The 23,163-nt window shown below is 72.2% G+C and carries 20 protein-coding genes; 9 read left to right on the top strand and 11 right to left on the bottom strand.

The annotated features are described in order from the left end of the window. Genes pgi through tkt form a run of 5 tightly spaced genes read right to left on the bottom strand, consistent with a single transcriptional unit; the run spans position 1 to position 7,506 of the window. Complete coding sequence (pgi, locus tag BJ965_RS05580; protein ID WP_184907645.1) at positions 1–1,665, bottom strand: glucose-6-phosphate isomerase; 1,665 nt, start codon at positions 1,663–1,665, stop codon at positions 1–3. Continuing rightward, entirely contained in the window at positions 1,658–2,593 is a 936-nt protein-coding gene (gene opcA / locus BJ965_RS05575) for a glucose-6-phosphate dehydrogenase assembly protein OpcA (RefSeq protein WP_184907644.1), read from the bottom strand. The genes pgi and opcA overlap by 8 nt, the downstream gene beginning before the upstream one ends. After that, positions 2,590–4,269 (bottom strand): glucose-6-phosphate dehydrogenase, encoded by a 1,680-nt coding sequence (zwf, locus tag BJ965_RS05570; RefSeq protein WP_184907643.1) that lies wholly within the window; start codon positions 4,267–4,269, stop codon positions 2,590–2,592. Before zwf ends, opcA begins: the two co-directional genes overlap by 4 nt. Beyond that, positions 4,266–5,411 carry a transaldolase gene (gene tal / locus BJ965_RS05565; protein WP_184907642.1) on the bottom strand — a complete coding sequence of 382 codons (1,146 nt, stop codon included), beginning with the start codon at positions 5,409–5,411 and terminating at the stop codon, positions 4,266–4,268. The genes zwf and tal overlap by 4 nt, the downstream gene beginning before the upstream one ends. 19 nt (positions 5,412–5,430) lie before the next feature. Then, on the bottom strand, positions 5,431–7,506 hold the full coding sequence (tkt, locus tag BJ965_RS05560) for a transketolase (RefSeq protein ID WP_184907641.1): 2,076 nt from the start codon (positions 7,504–7,506) through the stop codon (positions 5,431–5,433). A gap of 166 nt (positions 7,507–7,672) precedes the next feature. Here tkt and BJ965_RS05555 point away from each other — a divergent pair, with 166 nt between their 5' ends. After that, positions 7,673–8,560 (top strand): helix-turn-helix domain-containing protein, encoded by an 888-nt coding sequence (locus BJ965_RS05555; RefSeq protein WP_184916806.1) that lies wholly within the window; start codon positions 7,673–7,675, stop codon positions 8,558–8,560. Between the two features lie 90 nt (positions 8,561–8,650). Here the strand turns inward: BJ965_RS05555 and BJ965_RS05550 are convergent, their stop codons facing one another. Next, positions 8,651–10,045, bottom strand: a complete 1,395-nt coding sequence (locus tag BJ965_RS05550; protein WP_184907640.1) for a glycoside hydrolase family 16 protein — start codon at positions 10,043–10,045, stop codon at positions 8,651–8,653. 330 nt (positions 10,046–10,375) lie between these two features. On the opposite strand from BJ965_RS05550, the gene BJ965_RS05545 reads away from it, so the two are divergent. The 4 genes from BJ965_RS05545 (at position 10,376) to BJ965_RS05530 (ending at position 14,348) form a co-directional block, all read left to right on the top strand. Further along, complete coding sequence (locus tag BJ965_RS05545) at positions 10,376–10,885, top strand: SRPBCC family protein (protein WP_184907639.1); 510 nt, start codon at positions 10,376–10,378, stop codon at positions 10,883–10,885. Continuing rightward, positions 10,878–12,497, top strand: a complete 1,620-nt coding sequence (locus tag BJ965_RS05540) for a phytoene desaturase family protein (RefSeq protein WP_184907638.1) — start codon at positions 10,878–10,880, stop codon at positions 12,495–12,497. The genes BJ965_RS05545 and BJ965_RS05540 overlap by 8 nt, the downstream gene beginning before the upstream one ends. A 44-nt stretch (positions 12,498–12,541) precedes the next feature. Continuing rightward, positions 12,542–13,423 carry an SDR family oxidoreductase gene (locus BJ965_RS05535; protein WP_184907637.1) on the top strand — a complete coding sequence of 294 codons (882 nt, stop codon included), beginning with the start codon at positions 12,542–12,544 and terminating at the stop codon, positions 13,421–13,423. 73 nt (positions 13,424–13,496) lie between these two features. Next, positions 13,497–14,348: an oxygenase MpaB family protein gene (locus BJ965_RS05530; protein WP_184907636.1), complete on the top strand. Its 852-nt coding sequence runs from the start codon at positions 13,497–13,499 to the stop codon at positions 14,346–14,348. Between the two features lie 19 nt (positions 14,349–14,367). Here the strand turns inward: BJ965_RS05530 and BJ965_RS05525 are convergent, their stop codons facing one another. The 4 genes from BJ965_RS05525 to BJ965_RS05510 all read right to left on the bottom strand — a co-directional run bounded on the left by BJ965_RS05525 (position 14,368) and on the right by BJ965_RS05510 (position 18,330). Continuing rightward, a complete protein-coding gene (locus tag BJ965_RS05525; RefSeq protein WP_184907635.1) occupies positions 14,368–15,111 on the bottom strand; it encodes an IclR family transcriptional regulator in 744 nt (247 codons plus the stop codon). Next, positions 15,108–16,478 carry an alpha/beta hydrolase family protein gene (locus BJ965_RS05520; RefSeq protein ID WP_221513054.1) on the bottom strand — a complete coding sequence of 457 codons (1,371 nt, stop codon included), beginning with the start codon at positions 16,476–16,478 and terminating at the stop codon, positions 15,108–15,110. Before BJ965_RS05520 ends, BJ965_RS05525 begins: the two co-directional genes overlap by 4 nt. Then, positions 16,475–17,761, bottom strand: coding sequence for an MFS transporter (locus tag BJ965_RS05515; protein ID WP_221513491.1), 1,287 nt, complete (start codon positions 17,759–17,761; stop codon positions 16,475–16,477). Before BJ965_RS05515 ends, BJ965_RS05520 begins: the two co-directional genes overlap by 4 nt. Before the next feature lie 143 nt (positions 17,762–17,904). Further along, on the bottom strand, positions 17,905–18,330 hold the full coding sequence (locus BJ965_RS05510) for a MarR family winged helix-turn-helix transcriptional regulator (RefSeq protein ID WP_313667719.1): 426 nt from the start codon (positions 18,328–18,330) through the stop codon (positions 17,905–17,907). Between the two features lie 231 nt (positions 18,331–18,561). Here BJ965_RS05510 and BJ965_RS05505 point away from each other — a divergent pair, with 231 nt between their 5' ends. From BJ965_RS05505 to BJ965_RS05490, 4 genes are read left to right on the top strand one after another with little or no spacing between them, the layout of a single operon-like run. Beyond that, complete coding sequence (locus BJ965_RS05505) at positions 18,562–19,479, top strand: SDR family NAD(P)-dependent oxidoreductase (RefSeq protein WP_184907631.1); 918 nt, start codon at positions 18,562–18,564, stop codon at positions 19,477–19,479. An 11-nt stretch (positions 19,480–19,490) separates the two neighbouring features. Beyond that, entirely contained in the window at positions 19,491–20,366 is an 876-nt protein-coding gene (locus tag BJ965_RS05500) for an amidohydrolase family protein (RefSeq protein ID WP_184907630.1), read from the top strand. A gap of 10 nt (positions 20,367–20,376) precedes the next feature. Then, positions 20,377–21,879 carry an acyl-CoA synthetase gene (locus BJ965_RS05495; protein WP_184907629.1) on the top strand — a complete coding sequence of 501 codons (1,503 nt, stop codon included), beginning with the start codon at positions 20,377–20,379 and terminating at the stop codon, positions 21,877–21,879. An 8-nt stretch (positions 21,880–21,887) separates the two neighbouring features. Then, positions 21,888–22,343: a MaoC family dehydratase gene (locus BJ965_RS05490; protein ID WP_184907628.1), complete on the top strand. Its 456-nt coding sequence runs from the start codon at positions 21,888–21,890 to the stop codon at positions 22,341–22,343. On the opposite strand, the gene BJ965_RS05485 is transcribed toward BJ965_RS05490, so the two are convergent. After that, positions 22,334–23,161, bottom strand: a complete 828-nt coding sequence (locus BJ965_RS05485) for a PaaX family transcriptional regulator (RefSeq protein WP_184907627.1) — start codon at positions 23,159–23,161, stop codon at positions 22,334–22,336. The two genes, BJ965_RS05490 and BJ965_RS05485, sit on opposite strands and share 10 nt — an antisense overlap. Positions 23,162–23,163 lie beyond the last annotated feature (2 nt).

Below are 23,163 nucleotides of genomic sequence, written 5' to 3'. Positions count from 1 at the left end.
TCAGTTCACTTCCCGAAGTGTGCGGTAGGCGGCCACCAGCGCGGCCGTGGACGGGTCGAGACCGGGGACGTCCGCGCCCTCGGTCAGGGCGGGCTCGACGCGCTTGGCGAGGACCTTGCCGAGCTCGACGCCCCACTGGTCGAAGGAGTCGATGTTCCAGACGGCGCCCTGCACGAACACCTTGTGCTCGTAGAGGGCGATCAGCTGGCCGAGGACCGACGGGCTCAGTTCGGTGGCCAGGATCGTCGTGGTCGGGTGGTTGCCCCGGAATGTGCGGTGCGGAACCTGCTCTTCGGGCACGCCCTCCGCGCGTACCTCCTCGGCGGTCTTGCCGAAGGCGAGCGCCTGCCCCTGCGCGAACAGGTTGGCCATCAGCAGGTCGTGCTGGGCCTTCAGTTCGCCGCTCAGCTCGGCGACGGGCCGGGCGAAGCCGATCAGGTCGGCCGGGATGAGCTTGGTGCCCTGGTGGATCAACTGGTAGTAGGCGTGCTGCCCGTTGGTGCCGGGCGTGCCCCACACCACCGGCCCGGTCTGCCACTCCACCGGCTTTCCGTCGCGGTCCACCGACTTGCCGTTGGACTCCATGTCGAGCTGCTGGAGGTAGGCGGTGAACTTGGACAGGTAGTGGCTGTAGGGCAGGACGGCGTGCGACTGGGCGTCGTGGAAGTTGCCGTACCAGATGCCCAGCAGGCCCAGCAGCAGGGGGGCGTTGGCCTCGGCCGGGGCGTTGCGGAAGTGCTCGTCGACGATGCGGAAGCCGTCGAGCATCTCCCGGAAGCGGTCCGGGCCGATCGCGATCATCAGGGACAGGCCGATCGCGGAGTCGTACGAGTAGCGGCCGCCGACCCAGTCCCAGAACTCGAACATGTTGTCGACGTCGATACCGAAGCCGGCGACCTTCTCCGCGTTGGTCGACAGCGCGACGAAGTGCTTCGCCACCGCCTTCTCGTCGCCGCCCAGCCCCTTGAGCAGCCAGGAGCGCGCCGAGGTGGCGTTCGTGATCGTCTCGATCGTGGTGAAGGTCTTGGACGCGACGATGAACAGGGTCTCCGCCGGGTCCAGGTCGCGCACCGCCTCGTGCAGGTCGGCGCCGTCCACGTTCGACACGAAACGGAACGTCAGATCCCGGTCGGTGAAGGGCCGCAGTGCCTCGTAGGCCATCGCCGGGCCGAGGTCCGAGCCGCCGATGCCGATGTTGACGACGTTGCGGATGCGCCTGCCGGTGTGGCCGGTCCACTCGCCGGAGCGCACCCGGTCGGCGAATGCGGCCATCTTGTCGAGCACGGCGTGCACACCCGGGACGACGTTCTCGCCGTCGACCTCGATGACGGCGTCCCGCGGGGCGCGCAGCGCGGTGTGCAGCACGGCCCGGTCCTCGGTGGTGTTGATCCTCTCGCCGCGGAACATCGCGTCCCGGAGCCCGAAGACATCGGTGGCCGTGGCCAGCTCCTGGAGCAGGGCCAGCGTCTCGTCGGTGACCAGGTGCTTGGAGTAGTCGATGCGCAGGTCGCCCACGCGCACGACGTAACGTTCGGCGCGTCCCGGGTCCGCCGCGAACAGCTCCCGCAGATCGGGCTGCGGCAGGGCGTCCGTGCGGTGGTCCTCCAGGGCGGTCCACTCGGGACGCCGGTCGAGCCTCGGGGAACCGGAGGGGGAGTCAGACATGAGCGGGGGTCTCCTCGGTTGCCTCGCCGTTCAGGGCGATGGCGTACATCTCGTCCGCGTCGAGGCGCCGCAGCTCCTCGGCGATGAGTTCGGAGGTGGCACGGACCTTCAGGGCGAGGGTGCGCGACGGCTGGCCCGGCAGGCTCAGCGTGGCCAGCGGCCCCTCGGGGCGGTCGATGACGATCTCGCCGTTCTCGGTGCCCAGGCGTACGGCCGTGACGACCGGCCCGGCGGTGACCACCCGGTCGACCCGGACGTGCAGCCGCGCCTCCAGCCAGCGGGCCAGCAGCTCGGCGGCCGGGTTCTCGGCCTCGGCCTCCACCGCCGCCGAGACGATCCGCACCCGGGCCTGGTCCAGCGCCGCGGCCAGCATCGAACGCCAGGGCGTCAGCCGGGTCCAGGCGAGGTCGGTGTCACCGGGCGCGTAGGCACGGACCCGGGCCTGGAGCGTCTCCAGCGGGTTCTCCACGGCGTACAGGTCGGTGATCCGCCGTTGGGCCAGCGCCCCGAGCGGGTCCTTGGAGGGCACCTCGGGGGCGTCCACCGGCCACCACACCACCACCGGCGCGTCCGGCAGCAGCAACGGCAGCACCACCGAGTCGGCGTGGTCGGACACCTCGCCGTAGGTCCTGAGGATCACGGTCTCGCCGGTGCCCGCGTCGGCGCCCACGCGGACCTCGGCGTCCAGCCGGGAGGACTGGCGGTCGCGCGGGGTGCGGGCATGGCGCTTGATGACGACCAGGGTGCGCGAGGGGTGCTCGTGCGAGGCCTCCTCGGCCGCCTTGATCGCGTCGTAGGCGTTCTCCTCGTCCGTGACGATCACCATCGTCAGGACCATGCCCACCGCGGGGGTGCCGATGGCGCGGCGCCCCTGTACCAGCGCCTTGTTGATCTTGCTTGCCGTGGTGTCGGTCAGGTCGATCTTCATGGCCTGCGCCAGCTCCGTCCGTCTCGTGCGAGCATCTCGTCTGCCTCCTCGGGTCCCCAGCTGCCCGAGGCGTACTGCGCGGGCCGGCCGTGCGTGGCCCAGTACTGCTCGATCGGGTCGAGGATCTTCCAGGACTCTTCCACTTCCTGGGGACGGGGGAACAGGTTGGCGTCGCCCAGGAGGACGTCAAGGATCAGCCGTTCGTACGCCTCGGGGCTCGATTCGGTGAACGACTCGCCGTAGGCGAAGTCCATCGTGACGTCCCGGATCTCCATCGACGTGCCCGGCACCTTCGAGCCGAAGCGGACGGTCATGCCCTCGTCCGGCTGGACGCGGATGACGATCGCGTTGGAGCCCAGCTCCTCGGTCGCGGTCGAGTCGAACGGGGAGTGCGGCGCCCGCTGGAACACCACGGCGATCTCCGTCACCCGGCGGCCCAGCCGCTTGCCGGTGCGCAGGTAGAACGGGACGCCCGCCCAGCGGCGGTTGTCCACCTGAAGCCGGACCGCGGCGTACGTGTCGGTCGTGGAGGACTGGTCGATGCCGTCCTCCTCCAGGTACCCGCGCACCTTCGTGCCGCCCTGCCAGGCCGCCGCGTACTGGCCGCGCACGGTGCCCTGCCCCAGGTCCTGCGGCAGCCGCACCGCCTTGAGGACCTTCAGCTTCTCGGTGAGCAGCGAGGAGGCGTCGAAGGCGGCCGGTTCCTCCATCGCGGTGAGCGCCATGAGCTGGAGCAGATGGTTCTGGATGACGTCACGGGCGGCGCCGATGCCGTCGTAGTAGCCGGCCCGGCCGCCGATGCCGATGTCCTCGGCCATGGTGATCTGCACGTGGTCGACGTACGACCGGTTCCAGATCGGCTCGAACATCTGGTTGGCGAAGCGCAGGGCCAGGAGGTTCTGGACGGTCTCCTTGCCGAGGTAGTGGTCGATCCGGAAGACCTGGTCCGGGTCGAACACGTCGTGCACGATCCGGTTGAGCTCCTCGGCCGACCCCAGGTCGTGCCCGAACGGCTTCTCGATGACCGCCCGGCGCCAGGAGCCCTCGGGGGCGTCGGCCAGCTTGTGCTTCTTCAGCTGCTGGACGACCTTCGGGAAGAACTTCGGCGGCACCGACAGGTAGAAGGCGTAGTTGCCGCTGGTGCCCCGGGAGGCGTCCAGCTCCTCCACGGCGGAGCGCAGCTGCTTGAACGCCGTGTCGTCGTCGAAGTCGCCGGGGATGAACCGCATGCCCTCGGCGAGCTGCTGCCAGACCTCCTCCCGGAACGGCGTCCGGGCGTGCTCGCGGACCGCGTCGTGCACCACCTGCGCGAAGTCCTGGTCCTCCCAGTCCCGGCGGGCGAACCCCACCAGGGAGAAGCCCGGCGGCAGCAGCCCGCGGTTGGCCAGGTCGTACACGGCCGGCATCAGCTTCTTGCGGGACAGGTCGCCGGTGACGCCGAAGATGACGAGCCCGGAGGGACCCGCGATCATGGGCAGGCGGCGATCGCGCGGGTCGCGCAGCGGGTTACTGAAGTCGGTGTCGGTGTCGGCGCGGTACGGGGCCGGGGCGGCCTCCGCCGTGCCGCTCACCCCGGTCTGCTCGACCCCGGCCGCCTCCTGTGCGGCCCGGGCCTCCTTCTCCTCCTTGGTGCCCTTGGTCTCCTGTTCGGCCGTCTGGGGGATGCCCTCGCTCATTCCGCGTCAACTCCCTCGCTGTTCAAGGACTTGGTGACCGCGTCCAGCAGGTCCTGCCAGGCCACCGCGAACTTGGCCACGCCCTCGTCCTCCAGTTGCCGCACCACCTCGTCGTATGCAATGCCGAGCCGTTCGACGGCCGCCAGGTCGGCGCGGGCCTGGGCATAACCGCCGGTGACCGTGTCGCCCTGGACGTCACCGTGGTCGGCGACGGCCTTCAGCGTGGCCTCCGGCATGGTGTTGACCGTGCCGGGGGCGACCAGTTCGTCCACGTACAGGGTGTCCTTGTATGCGGGGTCCTTCACACCGGTGGAGGCCCAAAGGGGGCGCTGCCGGTTCGCACGGGCCCCGCCCAGGGCCTGCCAGCGCGCCCCGGAGAAGACGTGCTCGTACGCCTCGTAGGCGAGCCGCGCGTTGGCGAGGGCCGCCCGGCCCTTCAGGGCGAGGGCCTCGTCGGTGCCCAGCAGCGTCAGCCGCTTGTCGATCTCGGAGTCCACACGGGAGACGAAGAACGACGCGACCGAGTGAATGCCCGACAGGTCGAGACCGGCCGCCCGGGCCTTCTCCAGGCCGGCGACATAGGCGTCCATCACCTCGCGGTAGCGCTCCAGGGAGAAGATCAGCGTCACGTTCACGCTGATGCCCGCGCCGATCACCTCGGTGATCGCCGGCAGGCCCGCCTTCGTCGCCGGGATCTTGATCATCACGTTGGGACGGTCCACCAGCCAGGCCAGCTGGCGGGCCTCGGCGACGGTCGCCGTCGTGTCGTAGGCCAGGCGCGGGTCGACCTCGATGGAGACCCGGCCGTCCCGGCCGCCGGTCGCCTCGTACACCGGCCGCAGGACGTCGGCGGCGGCGCGGACGTCGGCGGTCGTCATCATCCGCACGGCCTCGTCCACGGTCACCCCGCGCACCGCCAGGTCGGCGAGCTGCTCCTCGTAGCCCGCGCCCGAGCCGATGGCGGCCTGGAAGATGGACGGGTTGGTGGTGACGCCGACGACGTTCCTCGTGGCGACGAGCTCGGCCAGGTCGCCGGACTCGATCCGCCGGCGCGACAGGTCGTCGAGCCAGATCGACACGCCCTCGTCGGACAGGCGCTTCAGTGCTCCCGCGCTCGCGGTCGCTTCGGTCACAGTGATCATCTTCTTTCGGGCGGTCGGATCAGCCACGGGCGGCGGTGAGGGATTCCCGCGCGGCGGCGACGACGTTCTCGGGGGTGAAGCCGTACTCGGCGAACAGGGTCTCGGCGTCGGCGGAGGCACCGAAGTGCTCCAGGGAGACGATGCGTCCGGCGTCCCCGACGAACCGGTGCCAGGTCAGCCCGATCCCCGCCTCCACGGCGACCCGGGCCTTCACGGACGGCGGCAGCACGCTGTCGCGGTAGGAGCGCGGCTGCTCCTCGAACCACTCCACGGACGGCATCGACACCACGCGGGTGGGCACACCGGCGCCCTGGAGCAGCTCGCGTGCCGCGGCGGCGACGTGCACCTCGGAGCCGGTGGCGATCAGGACCACCTGCGGTGCGCCGCCCTCCGCCTCGAACCTCACGTAGCCGCCGCGCGCCGCGTCCGGGTCCGGCTCGTACGTGGGCACGCCCTGGCGGGTGAGCGCGAGGCCGTGCGGGGCCGGTGCGGTGCCGTGCCGCTTCAGGATCTCGGCCCAGACGACCGCGGTCTCGTTGGCGTCGGCGGGGCGTACGACGTTCAGGCCGGGGATCGCCCGCAGCGCCGCCAGGTGCTCGACCGGCTGGTGTGTCGGGCCGTCCTCGCCGAGGCCGATGGAGTCGTGCGTCCACACGTACGTCACCGGCAGCTGCATCAGGGCCGACATCCGCACCGCGTTGCGCATGTAGTCGGAGAACACCAGGAACGTGCCCCCGTAGACGCGGGTGTTGCCGTGCAGCGCGATGCCGTTCATCTCCGCGGCCATGGAGAACTCGCGGATGCCGAAGTGCACGGTGCGGCCGTACGGGTCGGCCTCCGGCAGCGGGTTGTCCGCCGGGAGGAAGGAGCTGGTCTTGTCGATGGTGGTGTTGTTGGAACCGGCGAGGTCGGCCGAACCGCCCCACAGCTCGGGGACCACCGGGCCGAGCGCCTGGAGGACCTTCCCGGACGCGGCCCGGGTGGCGACCGCCTTGCCCGGCTCGAACACCGGCAGGGCGTCCTCCCAGCCCTCGGGCAGCTCGCCCTTGCTGACCCGGTCGAACGTGGCGGCCCGCTCCGGGTTGTCGGACCGCCAGGCGGCGATCCGCTTGTCCCAGGCGGTGCGCGCCTCGGCGCCCCGGTCCAGGGCCCGGCGGGTGTGGGCCAGCACCTCGTCGGCGACCTCGAAGGTCTGCCCGGGGTCGAAGCCGAGGAGGCGCTTGGTGGCCGCGACCTCGTCCTCGCCGAGCGCCGAGCCGTGGGAGGCCTCGGTGTCGCGCGCGTTCGGGGCGGGCCAGGCGATGATGGTGCGCATGGCGATGAGGGACGGCCGTGCGGTCTCGTCCCGAGCCGCCTCCAGTGCCGTGTACAGCGCCCGCGGATCGATGTCGCCGTCCTCCTGCGGCTCGATCCGCTGCACGTGCCAGCCGTAGGCCTCGTAGCGCTTCAGCACGTCCTCGGAGAAGGCGGTCGCGGTGTCGCCCTCGATGGAGATGTGGTTGTCGTCGTAGAGGAAGACCAGGTTGCCGAGCTTCTGGTGGCCGGCGAGCGAGGACGCCTCGGCGGAGACGCCCTCCTGGAGGTCGCCGTCGGAGACGATCGCCCAGATCGTGTGGTCGAAGGGGGAGTCGCCCTCCCGGGCGTCCGGGTCGAACAGACCGCGCTCGTACCGGGCGGCCATCGCCATGCCGACGGCGTTCGCGACGCCCTGGCCCAGCGGGCCGGTGGTGGTCTCCACACCGGCGGTGTGCCCGTACTCGGGGTGGCCGGGCGTCTTGGAGCCGTGCGTGCGGAACGCCTTGAGGTCGTCCAGCTCCAGCTCGTAGCCCGCGAGGTAGAGCTGCGTGTAGAGGGTCAGCGAGGTGTGGCCGGGGGACAGGACGAAGCGGTCACGACCGGTCCACTCGGGATCGGCCGGGTCGTGCCGCATCACCTTCTGAAAGATCGTGTAGGCGGCCGGAGCCAGGCTCATCGCGGTACCGGGGTGGCCGTTGCCGACCCGCTGGACGGCATCCGCCGCCAGAAGACGGGCGGTGTCGACGGCACGCCGGTCGAGTTCGGTCCATTCGAAGCGGTCCGCTGTCTGCGTGCTCATCTTCAAGAAGTCCTCGGTGGGAGCGAAGTTGCTGGTCTGACGTGTTCAAAATTAAAAGTCTGACTTTTATGGCGGAAGGTCGGCGTGTGCCAGCCTGTGGTGAAAGTGGGACACCCGCCGGCAGCAGGGCACGCGAGCGGGGCGGGACGAGGGGTACTTGGTGGACATCGTGGACAGAAGCATCCAAGGCGGCGACGGGATCGATACCTTCCCCTTCCCGGTCGAGCTCAGCGTCGGTGGCGTCGGCATGCAGATCGGCCCGATGGGGACCGGCCGCACCTGGCACGCCGACGCGCCCCTGGAGCGTGTGCACCGCATCGACTTCCACGTCGTGATGCTGTTCGGCGCGGGCCCGGTCCGGCACATGGTCGACTTCACCGAGTACGAGGCCATGGCCGGGGACCTGCTGTGGATCCGCCCGGGGCAGGTCCACCGCTTCTCGCGCAGCAGCGAGTACCGCGGAACCGTGCTGACCATGCAGCCCGGCTTCCTGCCCCGCTCGACCGTGGAGGCCACCGGCCTCTACCGCTACGACCTGCCGCCCCTGCTGCGCCCCGACGCGCCCCAACTCGCCGGTCTCCGGGCCGCGCTGGCCCAGCTGCTGCGCGAGTACGAGGACAACTCCACGCTCCCGCTGAGCCTGCACACCGCCGTCCTGCGCCACACGCTGACGGCGTTCCTGCTGCGGCTCGCCCACCTCGCGGCGAGTTCGGCGCAGGCCCTGCGGCAGCGGTCCGACTCCACCTTCACCCTCTTCCGGGACGCGGTGGAGCGGGACTTCGCCACCAACCACAGCGTCAGCGCCTACGCCGACGCGCTCGGCTACTCCCGCCGCACCCTGGTCCGGGCGGTGCGCGCCGCGACCGGTGAGACCCCCAAGGCCTTCATCGACAAGCGCGTGGTCCTCGAGGCCAAACGGCTCCTCGCCCACACCGAACTGCCCATCGGCCGGGTCGGCGTGGCGGTCGGCTTCCCCGACGCCGCGAACTTCTCCAAGTTCTTCCACCAGCACACCGACCAGACACCGGCGGCGTTCCGGGCGGAACTGCGCTGACGGCGGCGGGCAGCGGCGAAAGGGGCTCCCCTCGCGCGCGGAAAGCGTAAAAGGGGCCCCACGCACGCGTGGAGCCCCTCGCGAGAGCCGTCAGTGCCCGAAGGTGAACCAGTTGACGTTCACGAAGTCCGCCGGCTGACCGCTGGTGAAGGTCAGATACACGTCGTGCGTGCCCGTCACGGCGCTGATGTTCGCCGGGACGGTCTTCCATGACTGCCAGCCCCCGGTGTTGCCGACCGCGAAGCTCCCGACGGGCGCGTTGCCGCGGCTGTCCAGCCGCACCTCGACCAGCCCGCTGACGCCGCCGGCCGCTCCGCTCGCGACCCGGGCGCTGAACTGCCGGGCCGCCGAGGAGCCGAAGTTCACGCCCTTGAAGTGCAGCCAGTCGCCGTTTGCGAGCGCGCCGACGTTCTGCCCGCCGCCGGAGTCGGCCGTCGTCTCGGTGATCACGCCGGACTGGCCGTCGAAGGACTCGGCCTGGACGGCGGAGTAGGCGTCGCGGTTCCCGGTCGGCGGGGGTGTGGTGCCGCCGCCGGACGACAGCACCTGCACGTAGTCGACGACCATGGCGTGGCCCGGCTGCGTCCCGGCGTCCGGGCCGCCGCCGAACGCGTCGGGGAAGCCGCCGCCCATCGCGACGTTCAGGATGACGAAGAAGCCGTGGTCGGTGGCGTTCTTCCAGGTCGTCGCGTCGACCTGATCGGCGCGCACGGTGTGGTAATTGACGCCGTCGAGGTAGAAGCGGATCTCCTCGACGCTCGTGGAGCGGTCCCACTCCATCCGGTACGTGTGGAAGCCGGCCTGGCAGGAGGTGCCCTGACAGGTGGTCGAACCGCCGATGCCGCTGGTCTCGTTGCAGGGGCCGCCCGGGGAAGTGCCGCAGTGCATCGTCGCGAACACCGTGTTCATGCCCTGGGTGTTCTCCATGATGTCCAGCTCGCCGACCGCCGGCCAGTTCCAGTAGTTGCCGCGGTACGGGGCGCCCAGCATCCAGAACGCCGGCCAGTAGCCCTTGGCGGCGGCGCCGGTGACGTTCGGCACCTGGATGCGCGACTCGACGCGGAGCTTGCCGCCGGCCGGGGGCCGGAAGTCGGTGCGGTTGGTCTCGATCCGGCCGGAGGTCCAGTTGCCGGCGGCGTCCCGCCGGGGCGTGATGCGCAGGTTGCCGTTGCCGTCGAGCGCGACGTTGTCCGTGCTGTTCGTCATCGTCTCGATCTCGCCGGTGCCCCAGCCCGTGGGGCCGCCCGGATAACCCCTGCCGGTCGCGTACTGCCAGTCGGAGGTGTTGACGCCGGTGCCGGCGGCGCCGTTGAAGTCGTCCACGAACAGCTGCGTCCAGCCCGATGGGGGCGTCGGCGCGGAGGCGGTCGCGGACGGGGTGGCGACCGCGGAGGCGGCGGCCGCTAGGCCGAGCGTGCTGACGACGGCGACGAACGCCCGCCGCAGCGGGCGCCGTCTGCGCCAGGTGCCGGTGGTGTCGCTCATGTGGGGATGCCTCTCGGATCGGATGCGGGAGGATGAGAGCGCTCTCAAAGTGCCGCCAATGTGCTCCTGGCGGTTCCGGCCGTCAAGAGGTAAAGCCGGGATTGATGCGGAGGCGGGGGGTGAGTGCACAGCTTGAACAGCCTCTTCCGAAGGGGAAGTCCCGAGCATGAGGCGAGCCGGGGCCGGTCAGCCTGCTGCGGCACTTCGAGAGCGCTCTCAGAGCATCTGGCCTCCCGGTTCCCGTCCTCCCGTGCGCCGCACTGTTGAACCGCGGGTTCCGGGGGCACTCGGGGTGCACGCAACCGCCGGTCGAGGCAGCAGGAGGCATCCGTGGCCGTACGCCATCACGTGATCCGAGTCGGTCCGGGCGCCGTGTGGGACGTCCTCGCCGACGGCCACCGCTACGCGGAGTGGGTGGTGGGAACCTCCGAGTCCCACCCGGTGCGCGGACAGTGGCCGCGCACCGGCGCGGCGATCGGCTACGAGGTCCGGCTCGGCCCGGTGCGGCTCGACAACGAGACGGTCGTCCGCCACTGCGAGGAAGGCAGGCTGCTGGAGCTGGAGGCCCACGCCGGAGTGCTCGGCACGGCACGCATCGCGATCGAGCTGCGGCCCTGGGGCGAGCACTGCCTGGTGATCGTGGACGAGCATCCCCTGCGGGGCGCGGGCGGCCGGCTGCACAACGTCGGCTTCGAGGCACTGATACAGCTCCGCCACCGCGCCATGCTGGCCCGGCTGGCCAGACTGTGCGAGGCCGAGGCGAAGGTCCCGGGAGGCACCCGCCGCGGCCTGGGCCAGGTGACCGCGGGGTCCGACGCGGACGGAGCCGGCCATGCCTGACGCCGTGGTGATCGGCGCGGGCCCCAACGGCCTGGTGGCCGCCAACGTCCTCGCCGACGCCGGGTGGAGCGTCGAAGTGCTGGAGGAACAGCCCGAACCGGGCGGCGCCGTACGCCACGACCGGGGCGTCGACCCCGCCTTCGTCAACGACCTGTTCAGCTCCTTCTACCCCCTCGCCGCCGCCTCGCCCGTCCTGGCCGCGCTGCGCCTGGAGGACCACGGACTGCGCTGGAGCCATGCGCCGAGCGTGCTGGCCCACCCCCTCACCGACGGCGGCTGCGCCGTCCTGGACCGGAACCTCGACATCACCGCCACGTCCCTCGACACCTTCGAGCCGGGCGACGGAGCCGCCTGGCAGCGGTTGCACCAGGTGTGGCAGGGCTTGCGCCCCGGTCTCCTGGACGCCCTGTTCACCCCGTTCCCGCCCGTCCGCGCCACTGCACGGCTCGCGCTGAGGCTGCGGGCCGCGGGCGGGCTGCGCATGGCCCGCTCCCTGGTGCTGCCGGTGCGGCGCCTGGGTGAGGAGGAGTTCCGCGGCCAGGGCGGCCGGCTGCTGCTGGCCGGCAACGCCCTGCACGCCGACCTCGCCCCCGAGTCGGCCGGCAGCGGCGGCTTCGGCTGGCTGATGGCCATGCTGGGCCAGACCTATGGCTTCCCGGTCCCGGCCGGCGGCTCCGGCGCGCTGACCTCGGCCCTGGTCCGGCGTCTGGAGACCCGGGGCGGACGGGTCCGCTGCGGGCAGCGCGTCGAGCACGTCGTGGTCCGCAGCGGGCGGGCCGTCGGCGTGCGCACGGCGGGCGGTGACGCGGTGCAGGCCCGCCGGGCGGTGCTCGCGGACGTGTCGGTGCCCGCCCTGTACGGCGGGCTGGTCGACCCCGCGCACCTGCCCGCGCAACTCCTCGACGACCTGCGGCGCTTCCAGTGGGACTTCGCCACCTTCAAGGTCGACTGGGCGCTCGACGGGCCGGTGCCCTGGCAGGCCGAGCAGGCGTCCCGGGCCGGCACCGTGCACCTCGCCGACGGCATGGACGAGCTGACCCGCTTCACCGCGCAGATCGCCATGCGGCAGGTCCCGGACCGGCCGTTCACGATCTTCGGCCAGATGACCACCTCCGACGCCACCCGCTCCCCCCAGGGCACCGAATCGGCCTGGGCCTACACCCACATCCCCCACGAGATCCGCGCCGACGCCGCCGACGAGGGCATCACCGGCCGCTGGGACACCAAGGACCAGGAACTCATGGCCGACCGCGTCGAACGCCAGGTGGAGCGCTTCGCACCCGGCTTCCGCTCCCTGATCCGGGGCCGCCGCATCCTGGCGCCCCCGACCCTGGAGGCGCTCGACGGCAATCTCGCGGGCGGCGCCATCAACGGCGGCACCACCGCGCTGCACCAGCAACTCGTCTTCCGCCCCCTGCCCGGCACCGGCCGCCCGGAGACCCCGGTACCGGGCCTGTACCTCGCCTCCGCCGGAGCCCATCCCGGCGGCGGCGTGCACGGCGCGCCCGGAGCCAACGCCGCCCGGGCCGCCCTGCGCCGCAACCGGCCTCCCGGCCTCGCCGGTGCCCAGCGGCTCCTCGCCCACCGCGACCGCACCGGAGCCAGGCGCTGACCCTGCCCCCAGGGCATGGCCGGCGCCGGAAAGAAGGGCCGCCCATGGCAAGCAGTCCGCTCGCCGAGCGCACGATCGTCGTCACCGGAGCCGCCCGCGGCGTGGGCGCGGCCCTGGCCCGCGAGGTCGCCCGGCGCGGCGCCCGGGTGGCGCTCGTCGGCCACGAGAAGACCGCCCTGGACGCGGTCGCCGCCGCCCTGCCGGGCCCGGCCCTCGCCCTGGAGGCCGACGTCACCGACCTCCCCGCGCTGGAAGCTGCGGCGGACACCGTGCGGGACCGTCTCGGCCGTCCCTCGGCCGTGGTGGCGAACGCCGGCATCGCCGAGGGCGGCGCACTCCTCGCCTCCGACCCGGCCGCCTGGCGCCGTGTGATCGACGTCAACCTCACCGGCAGCGCCCAGACGGCCCGGGCGTTTCTGCCGGACCTGCTCGCCACGGCCGGCTACTTCCTCCAGGTCGCCTCCCTGGCCTCGATCGGTGCCGCCCCGCTGATGAGCGCCTACTGCGCCTCCAAGGCGGGGGTCGAGGCCTTCGCGCACTCCCTGCGCGCGGAGGTGGCGCACCGCGGGGTCGGGGTGGGCATCGCCTACCTCAACTGGACGGACACCGACATGATCCGCGACGCCGACCGGTACGACGTCCTGCGCGAACTGCGCCTGCACATGCCCCCGCCGGCCCGCCGCGTGTACTCCGCGGAGAGCGTCGCCACCCGCCTGGTCGACGGCATGGAGCGCCGCCGTACGGCCGTCTACGCACCGGCGTGGCTGCGTCTCGCCCAGCCCATCCGCCCGGCCATGCCCCCGGTGGTCCTGCGCGTCGCCCGCCGCGCACTGCCCCGCCTGGAGGCCTCGGGCCCGGTCCGCTACACCGGGCCGCTCGGCGCCGGGGGCCGGGCCGACCGCGCGGCGGCCGGACCGGGTTCCTGAAGCACTCCGGCCCGGAACGCCCGCACGGGCGGGGCATGCCGGACACTGGTCAGCAGGAGAAGGGAGGCCGGCCGTGCCGACCGGAGTCCGTGAACAGCTGGGCCAGGCCCTGTTCCGCCGCGTCGCGGGACCCGGCGGGCCCGCGACCCGTGCCCGTATCCACCACACGCCCGGCCCGCGCTGGTTCGGGCCGGACCGGCCCATCCGCACGGTCCACGGCGACGCCTCGATGTTCATCGGCGGGCTGACCGCCCTGCTCCTGCAATCGCTGCATCCGCTCGCGATGGCGGCGGTCGCCGGGCACTCCGGCTTCCGCGGCGACCCGTGGGGCCGCTTGCAGCGCACCAGCACCTTCCTGGCCGTGACGACGTACGGCACCGCCGCGGACGCCCAGGAGGCGGTCGACCACGTGCGCGGCATCCACCGACGGATCCGCGGCACGACCGCCGAGGGAGTGCCGTACCACGCGGCCGACCCGCATCTGCTCGGCTGGGTGCACGCCGCCGAGACGGACAGCTTCCTGCGCGCCCACGAACGCTACGGGGCCCGGCCCCTGGACGCCGCGGGCTACGACGCCTACGTCGCCGACACCGCACGCGTCGCCGAGGCACTGGGAGCGGTCGACCCGCCGCGCAGCCGCAGCGAACTGGCCGAGCGCCTGACCGCCTACCGTCCCGAACTGCGGGCCACTCCCGAGGCCCGGTCAGCCGCCCGCTTCCTGCTGTTCCGGCCTCCCCTGCCCCTCCCCGTACGGCCCTTCTACGGCGGGCTGGCCGCGAACGCCGTGACCTTGCTCCCGCCCTGGGCACGCGGCATGCTCCGGCTGCCCCGGGTCCCGGTCGTCGAGGACCTCGCCGTACACCCCACCGGCCGCGCCCTGACCCGGACCATCCGCTGGGCCATGGCCCCGGCTCGCGAGACCTGACGGCGGCGACCGGGAGGGCTCAGGGCTGCCACCCCAGTGCCCGCGAGATCCCACGCGCCGCCACCCGCACCGCCGGTCCGAGGACCGGCACCTGGGCGTCCGCATGGGGCACCACGATCGACACGGCGGCGGTCACCGTGCCGTCCGCGCCGCGCACGGGCGCGGCCACCGACAGGGCGTCCTCGGTGACCTGACGGTCGCTCACCGCCACGCCCGACCTGCGCACGTCGGCCAGCACCCGCCGCAGCCGCTCCGGTTCGGTGATCGTGTACGGGGTGAAGGACGTGAGGTCGCCCTCGCAGTACTCCTTCCGGAACACCGGTTCGCCGTGGGCGAGCAGGGCGAGTCCGACCCCGGTGGCGTGCAGCGGCCAGCGGGCGCCGACGCGGATGTGCACACCGACCGCCGACCGCCCCGACAGCCACTCGATGTAGACGACGTCCCGGCCGTCCCGCACGGCCAGCTGCACGTTCTCGTGCGTCGCCTCGTACAGGTCCTCCAGATACGGCAGCGCGATCTGCCGCAGGGCGAGGCCGCGCGGGGCCAGGGCGGCGAGCTCCCACAGCCGCAGCCCGACGTGGTAGACGCCGGACTCGTCCCGCTCCAGGGCGCCCCACTCGGTGAGCGCGCCCACCAGCCGGTGCGCGGTGGTCAGGCTCAGCCCGGCCCGCCGGCTGATGTCCGTCAGGCACAGTGCCGGATGCTCGTGGTCGAAGGCGGCGAGCACGGACAGCAGTCGGTCGGGCGCGGTGGGGGCGGTCATGGCCGGGCGTCTCCCGGGTGGGCGAGATCGTAGGGACGGGGGTAGGTGCTCGGGCGGTAGGGGAGGTAGCGGGGTTCGGCCCTCGGGTCCTCGGCCCTCGCGCGGGAGTTGAGGGCGCCGGGCGAGGCGTCCCAGCGGCCGGTGTCCAGGCGGTGCTCCAGGGTGTGCAGGGCGGCCAGTGTCTCGCCCTGGGTGAAGGTGCAGTGGCCCGGGGCGTCGACGTACGCCTGGCGCAGGAGCCCGGCGGAGCCCGCAGCCGTCGCGGCCCGCCGGTAGGCGCTCTCCGCCTGCACCGGGATGAGGGCGTCGCCGGTGGTGTGGATGTTCAGCTGGGGGTCGGTGAGGCGGCCGGAGAGCACGCTGGTGCCGCGCATCCACCGCACCGCCGTCGGGTCGGCGGAGATCCGGGGTGCTCGGCCCAGTGCCGAGAGGTCGGTGCGCAAGGACAGTCCCGCCTCCTTGTAGAGCTCCGTCACCTCTTTGTACAGCGGGGACCGGACAAGCATCGAGCGGTAGTCGACGCCCGTGTTCGAGGACGGGTTGCCTCCGGCCCGGCTCTCGGCCTCCTGCCGCCAGCTGAACGCGGGCAGTTGGAGCAGGCCCCGGACCGCGGAGTACTGGTTGGACTGCGCGGTCCGCCAGTCGGCGGGGCCCGGCTCGGTCTGCGACGGGTCGTTGTATCCGGGGATGTTGTGCAGGGCCGCGGCGAGGGCGATCCGGGCCCTGCCTCCGGGGGTCTGCTGGGCCGCGTCGACCTTCGAGGTGAGGGCCTTGGAGGCGGCGACCGCCTCGGCCTGGTCCGCGAACCCCGTGAGCCGGACACCGGAGTCCGGGGCGAGCAGGGTGCGCAGCGCGAACACCGGGTCCAGGGTGCTGTTCCAGTTGGCGACACCGCCCTGCACCAGCCCGCACATCGACAGCGAACCGTCGAACCGGTCGGCGTGCCGCTCGGCGAGCATGCTCGTGACGAAGCCGCCGTAGGAGGTTCCCCAGGCCAGCGTCCGCCCGGACGGGCCGAACTTGTCCGTGAACAGGTCCAGGGTGGCGAGTTGGTCGGGCACCGCCTCGCCGACCGCCCAGCCGTTCGTGGCGTACGAGGAGCCGATCAGGGCGTAGCCCTCGGCCAGCAGCTTGTCGCGGGCGTCCGGACCGGGCGTGTTCTGGGCCGGGTTGGGGGCCCCGGCGGGGGTGTAGCCGTGGCTGTAGAGCAGGACCGTGCCGTTCCAGGACGCGGGGACGTCCATCACGTACGCGGCGCCGGAGGGGAGCCGGCCCTCCAGGTGGGTGCCGGGGGCGGCGGCCTGCGCGGGCAGGGCGGTGGCGGCCAGGGACAGGCAGGCGGTCACCAGGGCGAGGCGGATCCTCAACGCGGGGTTCCTTCCAGGGCGGCGGGGGTCGCGGCGGGGGAGTCGAGGGCGTCCGTGTGGGTCTCGCGCAGCCGCCACACGGTGATCGCGGTGATCGCGGCGCCCGCGCACAGCAGGAGGGACACCGGGGTGCTGCCGCCGCCGTAGGAGGCCAGCAGGCTGCCGGCGATCAGCGGGGAGAAGCCGGCGCCGATGAGGGTCGCGCCCTGGTAGCCGAGGGAGGCGCCGGTGTAGCGGACGCGGGTGCCGAACATCTCGGTGAGGAGGGCGCCCAGCGGCCCGTACATCGTGGACTGGGCGACGCCGTGGCCGAGCGCCAGGGCGAGGATCAGCAGGCCGGGGGAGCCGGAGTCGACCAGGGCCAGCACCGGGAAGGCGAGCGCCGCCGAGGCGACGGCCCCGGCCAGGACGACGGGCCTGCGGCCGACGCGGTCCGACAGCGCCGACGCCGTGGGCAGGACGACGAGGGCCACGCAGGAGGCGACGGTGACGGCGGTCAGCACCTGCGGGCGGGTGTACCCCTCGTCGACGGCGTAGGAGATCATGAAACTGGTCAGCAGGGACTGGGCGGTGAAGGCGCCGATGCCGACGCAGGCGGCCAGCAGCACGGGCTTCGGGCGGCGCAGCACCTCCACGATCGGCGGCCGGTCCACCGGCTCCCGCTTCACCTGTGCGAACAGCGGGCTCTCGGCGACCTTCAGACGCACGAACAGGCCGACGCCGAGCAGCACGATGCTGAGCAGGAACGGCACCCGCCAGCCCCAGGAGCGGAACTCGTCGTCCGGCAGGGTGGCGACGACGGTGACCACACCGGCCGACAGCACGGAACCGAGCGGGGCGCCGAGCTGGGTGAAGCTGGACCACAGGCCGCGCCGGGACCCCCGCGCGTGCTCGGCGTGCTCGACGACCATCAGCATCGCGCCGCCCCACTCACCGCCGATGGCGATGCCCTGCACCACGCGCAGGGCGACCAGCAGCACCGGCGCCCAGACGCCGATCGTGTCGTACGTGGGCAGCAGGCCGATGAGGAAGCTGCCGGATCCCATCAGGACCATGGTCAGCAGCAGCATCGACTTGCGGCCGAGCCGGTCGCCGAAGTGGCCGAAGAGGATGCCGCCGAGCGGCCGGGCGAGATAGCCCGCGGCGAAGGTGCCGAACGCGGCGATGGTGCCGACCGCCGGGTCGGCCCGGGGGAAGAACAGTTCGCCGAAGACGAGCGCGGCGACGGTGCCGTAGACGAGGAAGTCGTAGAACTCGACGGTCGTGCCGAGCAGGCCGGACATGGCGACGCGGCGCAACTGCCTTGAATCGGGGGTGGGTTGGAGGGAAGGCGGGGATGGCTGCACGGTGGGCTCCCTGGGGACGGGGCGCGGATGGTCCGTGAAGTTATGCATCCATCGTGCAGCCGTCAATCATTTGCACAACATCAGTTCAGGCCGTCCTCCGCGATCCGCAGCAGCAGCGCGTGCAGGGACTCCCGCTCGGCCGGGTCCAGCGGGCCCAGCAGCTCGCCGGTCACCCGCAGGCCGGCCTCGTCGGTGTCCCGGAGGAAGTCGCGGCCGCTGCCGGTCAGGACGACGATCCGGCTGCGGCGGTCGTCCGGGGAGGGGCGGCGCTCGGCGAAGCCCAGCTTCTCCAGGTCGTCGACCAGTCCGACGATCGCGCTCGGGTCGTAGCCGAGCCGCGTGCTCAGTTCGCGCTGCAGGGCGCCGTCGGTGCCGGCGAGGAAGCGCAGTACCGCGTAGTGGCGCAGGCGCAGCCCCGACTCCTGGAGGCAGGCGTTGAAGAGCTGCCCCGAGCGCAGGCCCAGGCGGTACAGCAGGTAGCCCGTGTCGGCGTGCAGGCCGCGCATCCACGGCTCGTGGGCGTCGATGGGCTTCGCGGTGACGTTCTCGCGTGTGATGGCGGGCTCCCTGTGCTCGGTCCTGCTTCCTGCTGATTCCAGCATCCCGCACCCATGGGTTGGCAACAACTATTGACGTCAACAATTATTGCTCTTAGCTTCGATCTCGCAGTCGAACCCGTGCGACATGCAGTCGAACCCCAGCGACTCGCAGTCGACTCCGTGTGAAGGGACCCGCTCGTGCCCAGCATCGATCTCTCCGGCAAGGCCGCCGTCGTCACCGGCAGCGGTCGCGGCCTCGGCCTCGCCTACGCCCACGCCCTGGCCGCCCACGGCGCGTCCGTGGTCGTCAACGACGTCGACGAGGCGGTGGCCGAGGCGGCCGTGAAGTCCATCGCGGAAGCGGGCGGCAAGGCCGTCGCCGAGGTCGTTCCGGTCGGCACCTCCGAGGCCGCCGAGCGGCTGGTGAACCGCGCGGTCGAGGAGTTCGGCCGGCTCGACGTCCTCGTCACCAACGCGGGCATTCTGCGGGACAAGGTCCTGTGGAAGATGACCGACGAGGACTTCGACGCGGTCCTCACCACCCACCTCAAGGGCACCTTCACCTGCGCCCGAGCCGCCGCCGTCCGGATGCGCGAGCAGGGTGAGGGCGGCTCGCTGATCCTGGTCGGCTCCCCGGCCGGCCAGCGCGGCAACTTCGGCCAGACGAACTACGCCGCGGCCAAGGCCGGCATCGCGGCGATGGCCCGCACCTGGTCGATGGAGCTGGGCCGGGCGGGCATCACGGTCAACGCGATCGTGCCGGTCGCCGCCACCGCGATGACCGAGACCATCCCGGCCTTCGCGCCGTACATCGAGGCCATGAGGAACGGCGAGCCGCTCCCGGACTTCCTGCGCAAGGGCGAGGGCTTCGGCACCCCCGAGGACTGCGCGGCCCTCGTCCCGTTCCTCGCCTCCGAGGCCGCCCGGGGCGTCACCGGTCAGTGCGTCGGCATCGGCGGCGACAAGGTGGCACTCTGGTCGCATCCGCAGGAGATCAGGGCGGCCTACGCCGACGGCGGCTGGACCCCGGAGACGCTGGCCGACGCCTGGCCCACCTCGGTCGGTGCCGAGCCGCAGTCGGTCGGCATCCCGGCGCCGAAGTTCCCGGAGGCGTGATGGACCCCTCGATGAACGTCGACGACCTGGTCGCGATCGACGTCCACACGCACGCCGAGGTGTCCTCCAAGGGACACTCCTCCCTCGACGACGACCTGCACGACGCCTCCTCGGCCTACTTCAAGGTCGAGGGCAAGCGGAAGCCGACCTTGGAGGAGACCGCCGCGTACTACCGCGAGCGGAACATGGCCGCCGTGATCTTCACGGTCGACGCCGAGTCCGCCACCGGCACCCCGCCCGTCCCCAACGAGGAGGTCGCCGAGGCGGCCGCCGCCAACGCCGACGTCCTCATCCCCTTCGCCTCCATCGACCCCTTCCGGGGGAAGGCGGGCGTCAAGCAGGCCCGGCGGCTGGTCGAGGAGTACGGGGTGAAGGGGTTCAAGTTCCACCCCAGCATCCAGGGCTTCTTCCCCAACGACCGCGCGGTGGCGTACGAGCTGTACGAGGTGATCGAGGAGACGGGCGCGATCGCCCTCTTCCACACCGGCCAGACGGGCATCGGCGCCGGAGTCCCCGGCGGGGGCGGGATCCGGCTGAAATATTCCAACCCGCTCCACGTGGACGACGTGGCGGCCGACTTCCCGCACCTGAAGATCATCCTGGCGCACCCGTCCTTCCCCTGGCAGGACGAGGCCCTGGCCGTCGCCACCCACAAGCCGGGCGTGCACATCGACCTTTCCGGCTGGTCGCCGAAGTACTTCCCGCCGCAGCTCGTGCAGTACGCGAACACGCTGCTGAAGGACAAGGTCCTCTTCGGCTCGGACTTCCCCGTCCTCACCCCGGACCGCTGGCTCGCCGACTTCGGCAAGCTGACGATCAAGGACGAGGTACGGCCGAAGATCCTCAAGGAGAACGCGGCCCGCCTGCTCGGGCTGACGAAACCGTAAGGGGCGTGACATGCGCAACGAGGGACTGGGGTCATGGCCCGCACGCCGGGCCCGCAAGACCCCGCACCGCACCGCCCTGATCCACGGCGACACGTCCGCCGACTACGCCACGCTGTACGACCGGACCACCCGCCTCGCCCACGCCCTGCGCGCCCGGGGCGTGCGTCGCGGCGACCGCATCGCCTACCTCGGCCCGAACCACCCCTCCTACCTGGAGACCCTGTTCGCGGCCGGCACGCTCGGCGCGGTCTTCGTCCCGCTCAACATCCGCCTCGCCGGCCCCGAGATCGCCTACCAGCTCGCCGACTCCGGCGCCCGGGCCCTCGTCTACGGCCCGTCCTACGCCGGTCTGGTCGCCGGCCTGCCCGGCAGCACGGACGTCCGCGTCTACCTGGAGGCCGGCCCCGAGTACGAGGCGGCCGTCGCCGAGGCGCCCGCGGAGCCGATCGACGAGCCGGTCGGCGCCGACGACACCTGCATCATCATGTACACCTCGGGCACGACCGGCCGCCCCAAGGGCGCCATGCTCACCCACGGCAATCTCACCTGGAACGCGGTCAACGTCCTCGTCGACACCGACCTGATCGCCGACGAACGCGCCCTGGTCTCCGCCCCGCTGTTCCACACGGCGGGTCTGAACATGCTGACCCTGCCGGTCCTGCTCAAGGGCGGCACCTGCGTCCTGGTCGACGCCTTCGACGCGGACGCCACCTTCGACCTCGTCGAACGCCACCGCATCACCTTCATGTTCGGCGTGCCGACGATGTTCGACCAGGTGGCCCGCCACCCGCGCTGGCCGGAGGCGGACCTGTCCTCGCTGCGCATCCTCACCTGCGGCGGCTCCCCGGTCCCCACCCCGCTGATCGCCGCGTACCAGGAGCGCGGCCTGACCTTCCTCCAGGGCTACGGCATGACGGAGGCCGCCCCCGGCACTCTCTTCCTCGACGCCGAACACGCCGTGAGCAAGGCCGGATCGGCGGGCGTGCCGCACTTCTTCAGCGACGTCCGCGTCGTGCGGCCGGACCTGTCGCCGGTCGACGCCGGCGAGGTGGGCGAGGTCGTGGTGCGCGGCCCGCACGTCATGCCCGGCTATTGGGGTCTGCCCGAGGAGACGGCCGCGTCCTTCGCGGACGGCTGGTTCCGCAGCGGCGACGCCGCCCAGATCGACGAGGACGGCTACGTCCACATCGTCGACCGCATCAAGGACATGATCATCTCGGGCGGCGAGAACATTTACCCCGCCGAGATCGAGGACCGCCTCCTCACCCACCCGGACATCGTCGAGTGCGCGGTGATCGGGGTGCCGGACGACAAGTGGGGCGAGGTGCCCCGCGCGGTCGTCGTGCCCCGCGAGGGCGCCGCCCTCGACCCCGACGAGGTGCTCGCCTCCCTCGCGGGCCACCTCGCCAAGTACAAGATCCCCAAGTCGGTGGTCCTCGCGGACGAACTCCCGCGCACCGCCTCCGGAAAGCTCCTCAAATCCCGCGTCCGTACCCGCTACGGCAACCAGTAAGGATCCGCATGAGCATCACCGTCAACGGCCTCGACGAACTCAAGAAGCTCGCCGGCAGCGACCTCGGCACCAGTGAGTGGATCGAGGTGACGCAGGAGCGCATCGACACCTTCGCCGACGCCACGGGCGACCACCAGTGGATCCACGTGGACCCCGAGCGCGCCAAGGAGGGCCCCTTCGGCGGCCCCATCGCGCACGGCTACCTCACCCTCTCCCTCTTCATCCCCCTCTTCACCGAGCTGCTGGACGTCCAGGGCGTGACGACGAAGGTCAACTACGGCCTCAACAAGGTGCGTTTCCCGTCCCCCGTGAAGGTGGGCTCCCGCATCCGCCTGACGGCGAACCTCGCCGAGGTCGAGGAGGTGCCGGGCGGCGTGCAGATCACCGTCGAGGGCGCCATCGAGATCGAGGGCGCCTCCAAGCCGGCCGCGGTGCTGCAGAGCCTGTCGCGGTTCTACGCCTGAGGCCGCGCGGGCACCAGGTCCAGAAGGCGGGCCGAGGCCTCGTGGGCGAGTGGTGAGAGCCGTTCGTGCACGGTCCGGAACGTCTTCTCGGCCTGTTCGGCCGGCCAGTCGTCCGGCAGGTGTCCGACGGGCAGCCGTGGGTCGCGGCGGACGATCTGCAGCCACTCCGTCTGCAGGCGCAGGCGCAGCACGAGGGCGTCAGCGGGGTCGGGCAGGTCGTCCTCCCAGTGCTGCCAGCGCCCCACGAACCCCTCGTAGCGGCCGGCGAGGTCGGACAGCTCCCAGGTCTCCTCGATCATCCGGCCGATGTCCGTGCCGGTGTCCGCGTGCGCCCGGAAGACTTTGACGTGGGCGGACAGGCCGAGTTCGGCCACCAGGGCCGACACGTCGACCTCGCCGGGGGCGATCCACAGGCCGTTGAACAGCGGGCCGAAACCGCTCCAGGCCAGCCGGGAGCGCAGGTCGTGGCGCCGGCGCTGCCAGGACTCCGGCAGGGAGAAGCCGAGCAGCGTCCAGGTGCCGTCCCAGTGCCGGTTGACGGCGCCCGTCTGCCAGATGCGCTGCTCGCCGTCGCGCAGCACCGCCTCCGAGCGTTCGGTCAGCCCGAAGTACATGCGGCGGCCCTCGCGCTGCCGGCGCAGCAGGTCACGGCCCACCATGCGGCTCAGTGTGGAGCGCGTGGCCTGCTCGCCGATCCCGGCGCGGGCGAACACGTCGATGACGCTGCCCGAGTACACGCACACGTCGCGGCCGAGCACCTGGTCGCCCAGGAACGTCAGCATGAGGGACTGGGGCCGCAGCGACTCTTCACCGGTCACGC

It is taken from the genome of Streptomyces luteogriseus, from assembly GCF_014205055.1.
GTDB lineage: Bacteria > Actinomycetota > Actinomycetes > Streptomycetales > Streptomycetaceae > Streptomyces > Streptomyces luteogriseus.
Note: the sequence above shows the minus strand (reverse complement) of the source record. Positions and strands in the feature narration are given on the sequence as shown.